This is a genomic window from Limnobaculum parvum, from assembly GCF_003096015.2.
In the GTDB taxonomy this organism is placed as follows: Bacteria; Pseudomonadota; Gammaproteobacteria; order Enterobacterales; family Enterobacteriaceae; genus Limnobaculum; species Limnobaculum parvum.
Window position 1 is genome coordinate 3,538,185 of record NZ_CP029185.2, and the last position, 15,651, is coordinate 3,553,835.

15 protein-coding genes are annotated in these 15,651 nt (G+C 45.9%); 6 read left to right on the forward strand and 9 right to left on the reverse strand.

Annotation, left to right across the window (positions count from 1 at the left end; all coding sequences use genetic code 11):
* Nucleotides 1-44 precede the first annotated feature (44 nt).
* Genes waaA through coaD form a run of 3 tightly spaced genes read left to right on the forward strand, consistent with a single transcriptional unit; the run spans nt 45 to nt 2,596 of the window.
* A complete protein-coding gene (waaA, locus tag HYN51_RS14940; RefSeq protein WP_108900747.1) occupies nt 45-1,322 on the forward strand; it encodes a lipid IV(A) 3-deoxy-D-manno-octulosonic acid transferase in 1,278 nt (425 codons plus the stop codon).
* 3 nt (nt 1,323-1,325) lie between these two features.
* On the forward strand, nt 1,326-2,102 hold the full coding sequence (locus tag HYN51_RS14945; protein WP_108900748.1) for a glycosyltransferase family 2 protein: 777 nt from the start codon (nt 1,326-1,328) through the stop codon (nt 2,100-2,102).
* The gene (gene coaD, locus HYN51_RS14950; RefSeq protein ID WP_108900749.1) at nt 2,099-2,596 is read left to right on the forward strand and encodes a pantetheine-phosphate adenylyltransferase; all 498 of its coding nucleotides are present in this window, start codon (nt 2,099-2,101) and stop codon (nt 2,594-2,596) included. Before HYN51_RS14945 ends, coaD begins: the two co-directional genes overlap by 4 nt.
* Here coaD and mutM read toward each other — a convergent pair whose 3' ends face one another.
* The 4 genes from mutM to radC form a co-directional block, all read right to left on the reverse strand.
* Complete coding sequence (gene mutM, locus HYN51_RS14955; RefSeq protein ID WP_108900750.1) at nt 2,597-3,406, reverse strand: bifunctional DNA-formamidopyrimidine glycosylase/DNA-(apurinic or apyrimidinic site) lyase; 810 nt, start codon at nt 3,404-3,406, stop codon at nt 2,597-2,599.
* A gap of 163 nt (nt 3,407-3,569) precedes the next feature.
* Nucleotides 3,570-3,737, reverse strand: a complete 168-nt coding sequence (gene rpmG, locus HYN51_RS14960; RefSeq protein ID WP_029093261.1) for a 50S ribosomal protein L33 — start codon at nt 3,735-3,737, stop codon at nt 3,570-3,572.
* A gap of 11 nt (nt 3,738-3,748) precedes the next feature.
* Nucleotides 3,749-3,985, reverse strand: coding sequence for a 50S ribosomal protein L28 (gene rpmB / locus HYN51_RS14965; RefSeq protein WP_108900751.1), 237 nt, complete (start codon nt 3,983-3,985; stop codon nt 3,749-3,751).
* Nucleotides 3,986-4,225: 240 nt separating this feature from the next.
* Entirely contained in the window at nt 4,226-4,894 is a 669-nt protein-coding gene (gene radC / locus HYN51_RS14970) for a RadC family protein (RefSeq protein ID WP_108902086.1), read from the reverse strand.
* A gap of 466 nt (nt 4,895-5,360) precedes the next feature.
* Here radC and coaBC point away from each other — a divergent pair, with 466 nt between their 5' ends.
* The 3 genes from coaBC (at nt 5,361) to slmA (ending at nt 7,708) form a co-directional block, all read left to right on the forward strand.
* Nucleotides 5,361-6,569: a bifunctional phosphopantothenoylcysteine decarboxylase/phosphopantothenate--cysteine ligase CoaBC gene (coaBC, locus tag HYN51_RS14975; RefSeq protein ID WP_108900752.1), complete on the forward strand. Its 1,209-nt coding sequence runs from the start codon at nt 5,361-5,363 to the stop codon at nt 6,567-6,569.
* The gene (gene dut, locus HYN51_RS14980; protein WP_192878415.1) at nt 6,553-7,011 is read left to right on the forward strand and encodes a dUTP diphosphatase; all 459 of its coding nucleotides are present in this window, start codon (nt 6,553-6,555) and stop codon (nt 7,009-7,011) included. Before coaBC ends, dut begins: the two co-directional genes overlap by 17 nt.
* Nucleotides 7,012-7,114: 103 nt before the next feature.
* A complete protein-coding gene (slmA, locus tag HYN51_RS14985) occupies nt 7,115-7,708 on the forward strand; it encodes a nucleoid occlusion factor SlmA (protein ID WP_108900753.1) in 594 nt (197 codons plus the stop codon).
* 104 nt (nt 7,709-7,812) lie between these two features.
* On the opposite strand, the gene HYN51_RS14990 is transcribed toward slmA, so the two are convergent.
* The 5 genes from HYN51_RS14990 to HYN51_RS15010 all read right to left on the reverse strand — a co-directional run bounded on the left by HYN51_RS14990 (nt 7,813) and on the right by HYN51_RS15010 (nt 15,194).
* The gene (locus tag HYN51_RS14990; protein ID WP_108900754.1) at nt 7,813-9,132 is read right to left on the reverse strand and encodes a cytochrome c; all 1,320 of its coding nucleotides are present in this window, start codon (nt 9,130-9,132) and stop codon (nt 7,813-7,815) included.
* A gap of 14 nt (nt 9,133-9,146) precedes the next feature.
* Nucleotides 9,147-10,922 carry a GMC family oxidoreductase gene (locus HYN51_RS14995; protein ID WP_108900755.1) on the reverse strand — a complete coding sequence of 592 codons (1,776 nt, stop codon included), beginning with the start codon at nt 10,920-10,922 and terminating at the stop codon, nt 9,147-9,149.
* A 5-nt stretch (nt 10,923-10,927) separates the two neighbouring features.
* Nucleotides 10,928-11,644, reverse strand: a complete 717-nt coding sequence (locus tag HYN51_RS15000) for a gluconate 2-dehydrogenase subunit 3 family protein (protein WP_108900756.1) — start codon at nt 11,642-11,644, stop codon at nt 10,928-10,930.
* 281 nt (nt 11,645-11,925) lie between these two features.
* Nucleotides 11,926-13,545 (reverse strand): fumarate hydratase, encoded by a 1,620-nt coding sequence (locus HYN51_RS15005; RefSeq protein ID WP_108900757.1) that lies wholly within the window; start codon nt 13,543-13,545, stop codon nt 11,926-11,928.
* A 308-nt stretch (nt 13,546-13,853) separates the two neighbouring features.
* Nucleotides 13,854-15,194, reverse strand: a complete 1,341-nt coding sequence (locus HYN51_RS15010) for an anaerobic C4-dicarboxylate transporter (protein ID WP_108900758.1) — start codon at nt 15,192-15,194, stop codon at nt 13,854-13,856.
* Nucleotides 15,195-15,651 lie beyond the last annotated feature (457 nt).

Here is a 15,651-nt window from a genome sequence, read left to right on the forward strand (position 1 = left end):
ATATTACCGGATGCCAGCGGGCATCCGGTAATTGTGGATATATTATGTTGCGGTTGATTTACTCATTTCTGCTGTACTTACTACAACCTCTGATATGGCTTCGCCTGTTTCTGCGTGGCCGTAAAGCGCCCGCCTACCGAAAACGTTGGGCGGAACGATATGGATTTTGCAAAGGCAAAGTCAAACCTGATGGCATCATGCTACATTCTGTTTCCGTGGGTGAAACATTAACGGCAATTCCTTTGGTCAGGGCCTTACGTTACCGTTATCCAACATTGCCCATAACCGTAACCACTATGACACCAACCGGTTCAGAGCGTGTATTATCCGCGTTTGGCGATGATGTTCACCACGTTTATCTGCCTTATGATTTACCTTGTTCAGTGAACCGTTTCCTAAATCAGGTCAGGCCCAAGTTAGTTATCATTATGGAAACCGAACTTTGGCCAAATTTAATCCATCAGTTGAATAAACGTCATGTTCCCTTGGTTATCGCCAATGCTCGTCTGTCAGAACGATCTGCCAATGGCTACAGCAAGCTAAGTAATACGATACGAACCATGCTACAAAAGATCACGCTGATTGCCGCACAAAATCAGGAAGATGGTGAAAGATTCATTCAATTGGGGCTAAAACGCTCTCATTTAGTGGTAACCGGTAGCCTTAAATTTGATATTTCCGTTACGCCAGAACTTTCCGCCAGAGCATTGAGTTTAAGACGTCAGTGGGCTCCCCATCGTCCAGTCTGGATCGCTGCCAGTACTCATGATGGTGAAGAAAGTATTTTGCTGGAGGCGCATGCCAACCTTCTCAAGCGCTTCCCTAACCTGTTACTGATTCTGGTTCCACGCCATCCGGAGCGTTTCTCGGTGGCTAAGCAACTAACCTCTCAGGCCGGAATGAAATTTATTACCCGTAGCAGTGGTGATGTGCCAACAGCAGATACTCAGGTCGTGATAGGCGATAGCATGGGAGAACTCATGTTGCTCTATGGTATTGCCGACCTGGCTTTTGTTGGCGGTAGCCTAGTGGAACGCGGTGGTCATAATCCTCTGGAGCCGGCTGCCCATGCCATTCCCGTATTAATGGGACCTCACATTTTCAACTTTAAAGATATCTGTAACAAGCTGGAACAGGCAGAAGGTCTGATAACCATAAAAGATGCAGGCTCGTTAGTGGACGCGATTGAGCCTCTACTAACAAATGAAGAGTACCGCAGCTATCGCGGACAAAGAGCCGTTAATGTGTTGTTGCAAAATCAGGGGGCGCTGGAAAAACTCCTAACGCTTTTAGAGCCCTACTTACCAGCTCGGAGCCATTAACTCGTGAATAAAAAACGCCTTTCCGTGGTGATCATTGCAAAAAACGAAGCCGAACTATTAGCGGATTGCCTGCAGTCTGCCCGATGGGCCGATGAAATTATTTTGCTGGATAGCGGAAGTACAGACAGCACCCTGCAGATCGCCCAACAACATGATGCCAAAGTATTCTCTCACTTAGAATGGCAGGGCTACGGTAAACAGCGTCAGATAGCTCAAAGTCATGCCAGCGGCGATTATATTTTTATGATTGATGCCGATGAACGAATAACACCTGAGCTGCGGAAATCTATCGAGCAAATTATTCATGGTGAATCACATCCTGAAAAAGTATATAGCTGTGCCCGCCGTAATTACTTTCTAGGCCGATTTATGCGCCACTGCGGTTGGTATCCCGATCGAGTTATTCGGCTTTATCAAAATAGCCTTTATCGCTATAACGATAATCTGGTTCACGAATCCGTAGACTATGGTGATGCACAGGTCACTCATCTGAATGGCGATCTATTGCACTTAACCTGCCGGGATTATTTTGTCTTTCAGCGAAAGCAGTTCAACTATGCGGAAGGCTGGGCCAAACAAAGCTATCAGCGTGGAAAAAGAGCATCAATGTTCTCTGCGGTCACTCATGCTTCTGGCGCATTTTTTAAAACATGGTTGTTGCGGCGTGGCTTTATGGATGGAAAACACGGTTTTCTTCTTGCTTGTATCAATACTCAATATACATTTAATAAATATGCGGCACTCTGGGCAATCCACCAACAGGAGAACGTCAGCCGATGACATTACGCAGAGCTGAATTCACTAAAGCAATCTATCCGGGGACGTTTGATCCCATGACCAATGGTCATTTGGATATCATCACCCGCAGCGTAAATATGTTTGACCATTTGGTACTAGCGATTGCCCGCAGCCCCGGTAAAAACACGCTTTTCTCTCTGGAAGAGCGAGTTGAACTAGCCAAAGCCGTCACGGCTCATCTTCCCAGCGTTGAAGTAATTGGATTTGGCGAATTAATGGCCCATTTTGCCCAAAAGCAAAAAGCTAATGTATTGATCCGTGGATTACGCGCCATATCTGATTTCGAGTATGAACTTCAACTTGCCAGTATGAACCGCCACCTTATGGCTGATTTAGAAAGCATTTTTCTGATGCCGTCAGAAAAATGGTCATTCGTTTCATCTTCTCTGGTAAAAGAAGTCGCCCGTCACGGTGGCGATGTGAGCTCATTTTTGCCTCCCGTCGTTGCAGAGGCGCTGCTGAAAAAGCTGGGTTGATTAACTCTGGCAGTGGCGACAGAAAAAGGTTGTTCGCTGCCCATGTTTTTCACTTTCAATCAGCGTACCGCAAATTTTACAGGGTTCTCCGCTCCGGCCATAAACCTGCAGTTCTTGGGCAAAATAGCCGGGTTTACCATCAGCCTGTAGAAAATCCTTTAGGGTTGTACCCCCTTGCTCAATAGAACGCTGCAAAACTTTCTTGATTGTTAAAACCAACCGTTGCGCCTCAGATTCCGTTAATGAACCTGCCGGACGTTGAGGTAATATCTTTGCCTCAAACAGTGATTCACTGGCGTAGATATTGCCAACACCAACCACCAGCTTATTATCCATTAGCCACGGCTTGATCAACGTCTTTTTGGCTCGCGAGCGAATAAATAGATATTCTCCACTAAACTCATCACCCAACGGCTCTGGCCCCAGATGCTTAAGTACATGACTGGTTTCCAGATCTTCCTCCCAGAGCCAGGCACCAAAGCGCCTTGGATCGGTATAACGCAGTACTTGCCCCGTAGATAAAATAAAATCCACATGGTCGTGTTTACCCGGCTCAATAAATTCCGGCAGAATTCTGACGCTACCCGACATGCCTAAGTGTCCGATAATCCAGCCGTCAGGGAGTTCAATCAGTAAGTATTTGGCTCGTCGTTGAACACTGATAACAGGCGCATTTTCTAACGCTATAATTTGTCCGGAAACGGGCCAGCGCAGTTTGGGCTGGCGAACAACGGCTTTGACAATATGATGCCCAACCATATAGGGCTCAATTCCACGACGGCTGGTTTCTATTTCCGGTAATTCTGGCACTGGCTACCTTCCCGTTTTTACTTTTATGCTACAAAGCATCGATCATACACATAAGCGGGTATAGCATAAAGTAACCCCGAGATATCATCTACTGATGATCTTCAGGCAATAAAAAACCCGACCGAAGTCGGGTTTTGATATACGTTGTACAACGAAAATAAAATTATTTAATTTTAGCTTCTTTGTACAGAACGTGTTGACGGACAACTGGATCGAATTTCTTCAATTCCAATTTTTCCGGCTTAGTACGCTTGTTCTTCGTGGTGGTATAGTAGTGACCTGTACCAGCTGAAGAAACCAGCTTGATCTTCTCGCGAATACCTTTAGCCATGGTTCAGTTCCTTAAAACTTCTCACCGCGGGCACGAAGATCGGCTAACACCGCATCGATACCCTTCTTATCAATTACACGCATACCTTTAGCAGATACACGCAAAGTTACAAAGCGCTTTTCACTCTCAATCCAAAAACGATGTGAGTGCAGGTTAGGCAGAAAACGACGCTTGGTCGCATTCAGTGCGTGAGAACGGTTGTTACCGCTCATTGGGCGCTTGCCGGTAACTTGGCAGACTCGTGACATGTCAAAATTCTCCAAAAATCAAATCAGCTCGAGCTTCGTTAGGATGTTGGCTGCCTCGTCAGGCTTCAGAGCCAATCTCAGCAGATTCAGCCAAGATGAGACGATAAATCAGGTCGGAACCTGCTGAGATAGGCTCGCATACCACATCCGTGATCCTCAAAGGTGGCGTAGTATACGCCCTTAGTCGGCAGGGCTCAAGTGCTGAACGGACAAAGATCCCATAAGATCGCAAAAAATACCTTAAATCCATCCTCTTTCAGCGAATGAAACGTACTCTCCACGCCCGATGACAATGTGATCAAGCACTTGAATATCCAGTAACGAACAGGCTTCCCGCACTTTTTCAGTAACGTAACGATCCGCCTCACTGGGTTCTGCCATTCCAGAAGGATGATTATGCGCTAATATGACAGCCGCTGCATTTGATTTTAATGCCTCACGCACAATCTCTCTAGGGTGTACCTCAACGCTGTTTAGCGTGCCAGTGAACATCTCCTTATGGTAAAGCACCCTATTCTGATTATTCAAAAACATCACAATAAAAATTTCACGATCTCGCTGAGTCAGTAAACTTTGTAAATAACGCCGGGTAATCTGTGGATTATTAATTGAACATTCCTTAGCCAGTTGATGACCTAAAAAACGTCGAGAGAGCTCAACCGATGCTTGCAACTGAGAATACTTGGCCAGCCCCAATCCCCGTACATCGCAAAATCGAACATAATCTGCTGATATTAATCCATATAAAGAACCAAATTCTTTTAATAATTGCCTCGCAAAATCTAATACATGAACCCCAGATACACCTGTGCGTAAAAAAATAGCCAGTAGCTCATCATCAGAGAGTGATGCTGCACCATTTTGTAGTAGTTTCTCTCTGGGCGCACCTTGAGCGCTCCATACATTCATTGTTGTATTTGTCATCTTATCCTCCTGCTATAAACATTCTGGTGGTGGAGAAAAAGAGATGCGAACCTGAAAAATGATTTCTGGAAGAAATCTCCAAAAAGGAAATAGAGAGGGATCATTCTGTTACCATTTATTCTGGAGATATCACACAAATCATTAACCAATACGGCATTCAAAAGGTGATAAACAAGACTCTGGGCCGCCAAACCGGTTATGATTTTTTGTTATAGCATCTTACAATTACTGTATATATAATCAGTAAAATATGTTCGTTTTATGCTCATCTCGTCAGCATTGATATATAAAGATATTCATACCGCAGCAACATGCTACTTGTAATCTGCCACGGTAACGGTGCAAAGTTGCACCAGACAGATAGCTCTCCTTTGACGGGGTTATGATAAAATTCGCAACACGCTTTTAATCATCAGGGGCAATCACCCTGACAATCTATAGGGCAGTCATCATGGCAATGTTGAGTGGTAAACAAATTGTACTGGGCATTAGCGGCGGCATTGCGGCTTATAAATGCCCTGAGATTGTACGTCGCCTGAAAGATCAGGGGGCGGAGGTGCGTGTTGTCATGACGGAAGCTGCAAAAGCTTTCATTACCCCACTCACATTGCAGGCAGTTTCCGGCTATCCCGTTTCTGATGATTTGCTCGATCCCGCCGCAGAAGCCTCTATGGGCCATATAGAGCTCGGTAAATGGGCTGACCTCGTTGTTATTGCTCCGGCTACTGCAGATATACTGGCCCGCATTGCTGCGGGTATGGCAAATGACCTACTAACAACTATCTGCCTAGCAACCCCTGCGCCTATTGCTGCTGCTCCTGCCATGAATCAGCAAATGTATCGAGCCCAGGCAACTCAACATAATTTACAGATTTTAACCTCTCGCAATCTCCTTTTATGGGGGCCAGACAGTGGTTCACAAGCCTGTGGTGATGTAGGCCCGGGAAGAATGCTCGACCCACTTAGCATTGTTAAACATTGCGTCGATTTTTTTAATCCCGTTCAGGATCTTGCTGGCGTCAACATCATGCTTACGGCAGGCCCGACCCGAGAAGCGCTGGACCCGGTTCGCTTTATCAGCAACCATAGTTCAGGAAAAATGGGCTATGCTATCGCACGAGCGGCTGCAGAGCGGGGCGCTTCCGTCACGCTGGTCAGCGGTCCAGTCCAGTTACCCACTCCTGTGAACGTTAACCGCATTAATGTCACCAGTGCGCTGGAAATGCGAGAGGCCGTTATGCAGTTGGCGGGGTCACAAAACATTTTTATTGCCTGTGCTGCCGTTGCTGACTACCGTGCAGAACATATCGCCGATGAGAAAATTAAAAAACAGGGCGACGATTTAGTACTAAAAATGGTAAAAAACCCCGACATTGTTTCCGAGGTGGCGGCGATGACCGCTAACCGCCCTTTTGTTGTAGGATTTGCGGCTGAAACCCAGAATGTGGAAGAATATGCGCGGCTCAAACTGGCCCGCAAGAATCTTGATCTTATTTGCGCGAATAATGTATCGCTGTCTGGTCAAGGTTTTAACAGCGATACCAATGCATTACACCTGTACTGGTCAAATGGCGAGATGAGTCTGCCCCTGAGTGACAAATCTTCGCTTGGTCAAAAACTGATGGACGAGATAGTCAAACGTTATGATGAAAAAAATTGACGTAAAAATTCTGGATCCCCGTATTGGCAATACCTTTCCACTGCCAACCTACGCGACCGTTGGCTCTGCCGGGTTAGACCTGCGCGCCTGTCTGGACGCCGCAGTGACATTAAATCCGGGAGAAACCCAGCTATTGCCAACCGGCCTGGCGATTCATATTGCCGATCCTTCGCTTGCTGCAGTGATCTTGCCTCGTTCAGGTCTTGGTCATAAACATGGCGTGGTATTAGGCAATCTGGTTGGCTTAATCGACTCCGATTATCAGGGGCAGCTGATGGTTTCCGTATGGAATCGTGGTCAAATCCCATTTGTCGTCGAACCGGGTGAGCGTATTGCCCAAATGATTTTCGTACCCGTGGTACAGGCCGAATTCAATATTGTTGAAGACTTTGAAAGCAGTGAACGCGGTGAAGGTGGTTTTGGCCACTCCGGTCGCCAGTAATGATTTCCGTTCTGAATGCCATAATAAAATAGTGTAACTCAGCACTATCATTAGTTGTTTGGAAGTGGGCCAAATCCCATTTCTCATTAGGATGTCACTGGACATGGTCGAAAAAGTAACAAAGAAAAATCGCAAGGAAGACATACTGCAAGCACTGGCTCAAATGCTCGAGTCAAGTGACGGTAGTCAGCGAATTACTACGGCAAAACTTGCTGCCACTGTTGGTGTTTCAGAGGCGGCTTTGTACCGCCATTTTCCCAGCAAAATGCGCATGTTTGATAGCCTGATTGAGTTTATCGAAAATAGCCTTAATAGCCGTATTAACCTAATATTGCAGGATGAGAAGGATACCTATAATCGTATCCGCTTAATCATATTATTAGTGCTTGGTTTTGCAGAAAAAAATCCGGGGTTAACCCGAATTATGACCGGGCATGCGTTAATGTTTGAGCAAGACAGGCTTCAGGGTCGGGTTAATCAACTATTCGAAAGAATAGAGACTCAGCTACGTCAGGTTTTACGGGAGAGGAAGCTGCGCGAAGGACAGTCGTTTAGTTATGATGAAGGTCTGATTGCCAGCCAGTTACTCGCCTTCTGTGAAGGAATGATGTCACGTTTTGTTCGCTCAGAGTTTCGCTATCGCCCAACGGAAGAGTTTGAACTCCGTTGGCCAATGCTGGTTTTGCAGTTGCAGTAACCTGTATATCGCTATCGAATATCTGAATAGTCCTCCCGAAACAACCTTCGGGGGGACTATTTTCGTTAAATGCGAACAGATAGTAAATGCCCGGCTATCTCAGATTATTTCTGACTATTTTCGGGCTTGGCTACTGCGCCATACTTTTCAGCTTTAACCTCTTCTCGTACCTTCGCTACATCACTTTCAGTCACGACGGATGCCTTATTGCCCCAGCTATTGCGAATAAAATTGACCACATCAGCGACTTGCTTATCCGTCAGTCGAACATCAAAGGCGGGCATATCATAGGACGTTGGCGCTTTTATTGTCGCTGGTACAACACCACCTTTCAGAACAATATGAATCAGCGAAGTCGCATCGGCGCTGGCCAGTACTGAATTACCGGCCAGCGCCGGGAATACTTCGGCATAACCTTTACCATCCGTTCGGTGGCAAGCGGCGCAGTTATCAACATAAACGCTGCCACCAACCATACTATCATCGCCGTTGAATAGTGCTTTAGATACCGTTTCATCGTAGTTAAATGGCTGCTGGTTGGCAGATTTCGGCGGCAAGGTTTTCAGATAACGGGCAATGGCGGTTAAATCTTCGTTGGTCATATACTGCATACTTTGAACAACCACATCACTCATTCCACCAAAGACAGCGGTATGGGCGGTACGTCCAGTACTAAGGAATTGAACCAGTTGTTCTTCGGTCCAACTGCCTAAACCATCTCGCTTATCGCCCCGCAGATTTTTAGGAACCCAGCCATCCATCGGCTCACCGCCGGACAAATAGAGATCGCCCTCTTCACTGGTTAACGCTTTCTCCTGCATACCAACACCGCGAGGGCTATGGCATGCGCCACAGTGCCCTAATCCCTCAACCAGATAAGCACCACGCGCAACGACAGGGTCCTGATGTCCTGCCGCTGTAAACGGTTTAACTTCTGGTGCAAATGTCCAGCGCCAGACAGAAAGAGGCCAACGCATAGAGAGCGGCCAAGTGATATCGGTATCTTTGTTTGCCTGATTAACCGGCTGTACGCCATGCATAAAGTAAGCATACAGCGCCTGCATATCCTCATCCTTTATGCGAGCATAAGAAGGATAAGGCATGGCCGGATACAGCGTATGCTCCTTACCAATACCGTGGCGTACCGCATTATCAAAATCGGTAAAGCTGTACTCACCGATACCGGTCTGTTTATCCGGCGTTATATTGGTGGAAAAAATAGTTCCAATCGGAGATTCAATGGGCAATCCTCCGGCAAACGGCTGACCACCGGATGCAGTATGGCATGCCACACAGTCACCGGCTCGGGCAAGGTATTCACCCTGCTTAATCAGTTTGGCATCAGTGTAATCAATATTTTCCGCAGCCCAGGCCGAGGTGACTAAGCCCATGGTTAAACTGGCGGCAAGAAGCAGTTTTTTCATTTGTCCGTCTCCTGTTATGCCTGCACTAGTGGGCCAGGGTTCTTCAGATATTGCTCACGAATTGCCTTCGCTGACCAGTACGCCAATGCCCCCACCAACCCGGTTGGGTTATAACCAAAGTTTTGTGGAAATACGCAAGCCCCCATAACAAAGACGTTAGGCACGTCCCAGCTTTGCAGATAACGGTTTACCACGCTGCTTTTAGGATCGCTCCCCATAATAGCTCCCCCAGTATTATGGGTAGTCTGGTAAGGCCGGGTGTCATACTGAGCCCCAAATTTTTTAGCATTCACTTTATAAGATTCAGGATTCATTGCTTTGGCAATTTCCCCGGCTTTGTTGGTGGTAAACTGCGCCATCTTGATCTCATTATCATGCCAGTTAAAGGTCATACGTAGCAGCGGTAAGCCATTGCTATCAGTATAGTTGGGATCGAGATCCAGATAGCTGTCGCGATACGACATCACCGAGCCAGATGAGCTGATGCTCATCGCCCGCTGATAACTATCTTGAACAGCAGCTTTCCATTCTGAACCCCAGGCTGGCGTACCGGCAGGAACCGTTGTTTGCTTAATAGGGCGTCCACCGGAACGGTGGTGGTTGATATTCGCACCACCAACAAACCCTAACGGGCCGTGGTCGAAGTTATCACCGTTAAAGTCATCAATCGCTTGTCCACCCGCACCCGTGCCGATAAATGGGTTTAGCGTTGTCCCTTTAGGCATCATCAGGCTAACGGAATTCAGCATCTGATAGGCATAGTTTTTACCCACCACCCCTTCGTTGGTCATTGGGTTATAGGGTTGACCAATTTTAGACAACAGTAACAAACGTACATTGTGCATCTGGAAAGCGCTCAGAATAACGATGCTGGCAGGTTGTTCTACTTCCCGGCCTTGTGGGTCGATATAGGTTACACCCGTAGCTTTTTTGCCGGTGGCGTCGAGATTAACCCGAATCACCTGTGACTGAGTACGCAACTCAAAGTTAGGTTTTCTTAACAACACAGGAAGAATGGTGGTTTGTGGTGACGCCTTGGAATAGAGATAACAGGCATAGTGTTCACAGTATCCACAAAAATTACACGGCCCCAGCCTGACACCATAAGGATTGGTATAAGCTTCAGAGGCATTAGATGCTGGAATCGGGAATGGTTTATAGCCCAACTCGCTAGCCGCTTTGGCAAACAGTTGAGCGCTATATACATCTTTTAGCGGCGGCAGAGGATAAGGTTTACTGCGCGATGCTTCAAACCGGTTACCGCCCTCCAGCTTTTCACCATTTACGTTACCGGCCAACCCGGATACACCACACACATATTCAAACTGAGTAAAATAGGGTTCAAGCTCTTCATAGCTGACACCAAAATCCTGAATCGTCATTCCTTCAGGAATAAAATCTTTACCATAACGCTCTTCATAGTGACTACGGATTTTCAGCTCTTCCGGTAAAGCGCGCCAGTGCAAACCATTCCAGTGAAGACCAGCACCACCCACACCGGTACCTAATAAAAATGATCCGTGCTGGCGATAGGGTACCGCCTGCTCACTCACGCTATGACGGATGGTCACGGTCTCTTTGGATAGATCCTGAAATAGCTTACCACGCACAGAGTAAGCCAGTTCATCCGCCACATTGGGGTATTTACCCTCCGTTGGCGTATCATGCATTTTTCCGCGTTCCAGTGCCAGAACGCTTAAGCCAGCTTCGGTTAACTCCTGCCCCATAATGGCACCTGTCCAGCCAAAACCGACCAGAACAACATCAACGGCTTCTTTTTTTATCGACATATTTATTATCCCCGCTCGCCTGATATTGATACTGGCCCCAGTGGATAAGGCCGTTCAGAATGCTCCACCCAATCCATAAAATCGGCCCGGGCACCAGGGAAACCAACCATCTTCCACCCCACCAAATGACGATTTCCGCCATATTGAGGATCGGCAAAATAGCCCTCTTTGGTATTGGTCAGGAGATAAGAGAAAAATATTTTTGCAGACACATCGCCCAGTTCGATCTGTCCTGCTTCCAACTGCTTAAGAACCGAGACTTTCGTTTCTTTATCCAACGCGGCAAAGGTTTTCTTGTATTGCTGTTGGCACCATTTATCACAGCCACTGATACCTAAATGATAAATATCTCTAGGGACCAGTTTTAACTGATAACCGAATTCGGGTGCCGCGTCCGGATGGAAAGGCCCTTTCATATACCAGAGCTCCCCACGTCCATAAGGGGTATCCATCTGACGATCGATAAACTCCGGTACACAGGCTTTGATCGCGCCTGCACCGTATTGATCTTCGGGGATCAGTAAATCACAGGCCGCCAGAACAAAAGCCCATTCTGATTGATTAAAAAATGTTGGCTTATAGTCGCTGGATGATGGAGGGGAATCCGCCTGCGCCATATTAGGAACTAATCCACTACTACTGGCGATGGCGACCACGGGAATAACACCAAACCCTCTGCGCAAGAATTCACGCCGGGAATTGGAATGTTTGATATCAGACATTAGCTTCCTCGCTTATTCTATTTTTAGCATTTCTTGATTTTTATCATATTTTATTAACATTAATGATAAAATAGAATAACTCTTCGTTTACAAATCAAACGAACATATCGTGCCTAATAAGAAAAAATAACCAGAATAATGACAGGGGAATGTTGGGAAAGAAAAGAGGCTCCCTCCCGCAGGGTGACAATCAATTTATCCATATGAATTCTATATAAATAAAAAGCCCTGAGTATCATTCACTCAGGGCCTTGATGCGCGTTAAATAGCAGGTTTAACGATTATTTAAATTTCTGGAAGAAATCATTACCTTTATCATCAACCAGAATAAATGCAGGGAAATTTTCCACCTCGATTTTCCAGATAGCTTCCATATCCAGTTCAGGATAAGCCACGCACTCTAGGCTCTTAATACTGTTCTGCGCCAGAATAGCCGCTGGTCCACCGATACTACCCAGATAGAAGCCACCGTGTTTCTTACAGGCATCCGTCACCTGCTGGCTACGATTCCCCTTAGACAACATAATCAGGCTACCGCCGCGAGACTGGAAGGCATCCACATAGGAGTCCATACGACCTGCTGTGGTTGGGCCCAGTGAACCGGAAGCATAGCCCTCAGGCTTCTTCGCTGGCCCGGCATAATAGATTGGGTGATCTTTAATGTATTGCGGCAGGTCTTCGCCTTTATCCAGCAGCGCCTGCAAGCGCGCGTGAGCGATGTCACGGCCAACGATGATGGTACCCGTCAGAGAAACTCGGGTTGAAACCGGATACTTCGACAGTTCAGCAAGGATCTCAGGCATAGGGCGGTTAAGATTGATGTGTACCGCTTCACCTTCACCGGCTTCCCTGTACGACTGTGGAATATATTTACTCGGATTGTCTTCCAGCTTCTCAATCCAAATACCTTCTTTGTTAATTTTTGCCTTAATGTTACGGTCCGCGGAGCAAGACACCCCCATACCGATAGGGCAAGAAGCACCGTGACGAGGCAAACGGATCACACGAATATCATGGGCAAAATATTTACCGCCAAACTGCGCGCCAATACCCAGATTTTGCGCCGCTTTCAGCAGTTTTGCTTCCATATCTAAATCGCGGAATGCCTGACCACCTTCGTTACCCGTGGTTGGCAATTCATCATAATATTTAGCAGAAGCCAGCTTCACGACTTTCAGGTTAGTTTCAGCGGATGTTCCACCAATAACAAAAGCCACATGATAAGGAGGGCAAGCTGCCGTACCTAGGCTCTTCATTTTCTCGATCAGGTATTTTTCCAGTTTTTCTGGCGTCAGCAGCGCTTTGGTTTCCTGATACAGCATGGTTTTGTTAGCAGAACCACCGCCTTTAACAATGCACAGGAATTTATACTCAGAACCCTCTGTACTATAAATGTCGATTTGTGCCGGCAAGTTACAACCGGTATTCACTTCGTCATACATATTCAGCGGCGCATTTTGAGAATAGCGCAGGTTATCTTCTACGAAAGTATTGAACACGCCACGCGACAATGCTTCTTCATCATTACAACCCGTCCAGACGTTCTGGCCCTTTTTCCCCATAATGATGGCAGTACCAGTGTCCTGACAGAAAGGCAAAATGCCTTTGGCTGCAATTTCAGCATTGCGTAAGAATGTCAGAGCGACATACTTATCGTTTTCGCTGGCTTCTGGATCTTCAAGAATTTGAGCTACTTGAGCCTGATGAGCAGAACGCAGTAGAAAAGAGGTGTCATGCAATGCATGCTGTGCGAGCAGCGTCAGTGCTTCAGGTTCAACTTTAAGGACCTCGTTTCCTTCAAACTCTGCAACCGAAACGTGATCTTTTGTCAGTAAATAATATTCTGTATCGTCTTTTCCTAATGGAAATGACTCCTGATATTTAAATTCAATTGTTGACATGTGCTTCCAGCCTTTTATAAGTTTTTTGAAAAAATCAACACGCTATATTGTGACTGATGCCTGAGCGACGTCGACACCATAAAGTAAGGGGACGCTTTATACAACTGTTTGTAAACCCATTCGGCCCATAAATTTAAAGTGCTTTTATTGTACTGATTTTATGAGAGTTTTATTTATTTTTATTATGATTTTAATGAACAGAATTTCACTGAAAAGGCCATAAACTATTCAGTGAATATTCCTGAAAGCGGTGCGCTATACCCTTTTACCACTGCTTTTTATTGCAGATATAGCGCACGCTAATTACATCACAGGAATCCGTACGCTGCGGCAAATATCCAGCCAAATACGCAGGAAACACCCACACCGATTAATCCCGGTAGGATAAAGCTGTGGTTAATCACAAAGCGACCAATACGGGTAGTACCAGAACGGTCAAACTGAATAGCAGCCAAGTCACTTGGGTAAGTGGGCAGAATGTAATAACCATAACACGCCGGTGCAGAAGCAACGATGTACGCAGGGTCAACACCAATGGCTAGCGCCACCGGAACAATCGCTGCCAGCGCAGCCGCTTGGGAGTTAACAAACTTCGATACTGTCAGTAACACAAGGGCGTATGCCCACGGATACTTGGTCACTAAGTCCCCCAGTACAGATTTGATTTCAGACATATGTGCACCGAACATGGTTTCTGCCATCCAGGCGATACCATATACCGCCACAATGGCAATCATCCCCGAACGGAATACCTCATTCTTAGAAATCATCGCCGGATTGGTTTTAGTAATAATGATGATCAGTGCCCCTGACAACAGCATGAACATCTGAATAACCAATACCATCGATAACGCTTTTCCCTCGAAGGAAGGGCGGAGGTTAGAAAAGGCACCCAGCAGGGCCACTACCGCGATAGAAGCCAAGAAAATCCACATCGCAACCCAGTTACTGGTCGGTAACTTTTTGTCTAACAGTGTTGCCGTATCACCATAAACATAATGTTTGTTTTCCGGAACCGAGATAAATTTCTGGAAATCTTCATCTTTATCCAGATCTTTACCGCGGAACCAACTGAAAATACCAATCGCCAGAATACCAATCAGAGTTGATGGAATAGTAATGGACAGCAGATCCAAAAACTCCAAATGCTTACCGTTAAAAGTAAAATTCCCCAACATCGCTACCAGAGAAACAACCGCGACGGATACCGGACTGGCAATGATACCCATTTGGGCACCAATGGAGCTGGCGGCCATTGGGCGCTCAGGGCGGATATTATTTTTAATCGCCACATCATAGATAATAGGGAGAATGGTATACACCACATGACCCGTACCGCAGAGAATCGTCAGCGTACAGGTAACAAAGGGTGCCACAATAGAGACATACTTTGGATTTTTACGCAGTAGCTTTTCCGCTACCTGTAGCATTACGTCTAAGCCGCCGGAGGCCTGCAACGTCGCCGATGCGGCCACCACCGCAATGATGACCAGCATGACATCAACAGGAGGTTTGCCCGGCTGAAGATGGAACACGAACACCAGAATAACTAAGCCCACACCGCCCAGCAAACCAAGCGCAATACCGCCTTTGCGTGCGCCATAGAACAGACAGATCAAGATAATAATAAGTTGTATAGCAAAATCCATGTATACCCCCGAACAGACCAATTAATAATCAAACGTAAAAAAGTAAATCTGTTATCTGAAATTTAATTGTTTTGTTATTTTTAATTTGTCAGTGATTCTTATCACATTATTTAAGGCTTACCCGAATCGATGAGTGGCCTTGCCAAAACATATGAAATTATAAAATTAATAATTATCCCAAAATCTAATTATTAATTTTCCCTGCTCTACTCCCATATGGTTATTCGACTATATATGGTTTAATCCCTCTTTTTTTTGATACAGATATAATTTTTAACTAATAATCTTTGCTTAGACATTATATAAAAGGGAAATTAAAACGACCTAAGAGGAAATCGGATAGACCAGTAATACCAAGGGTTAACGACCTGTGAATTGTTCACTAAATATATACACAAATACATATTCAATTCATTAACCAATAAATAACAATTTAATATTACATGGATTTATATCA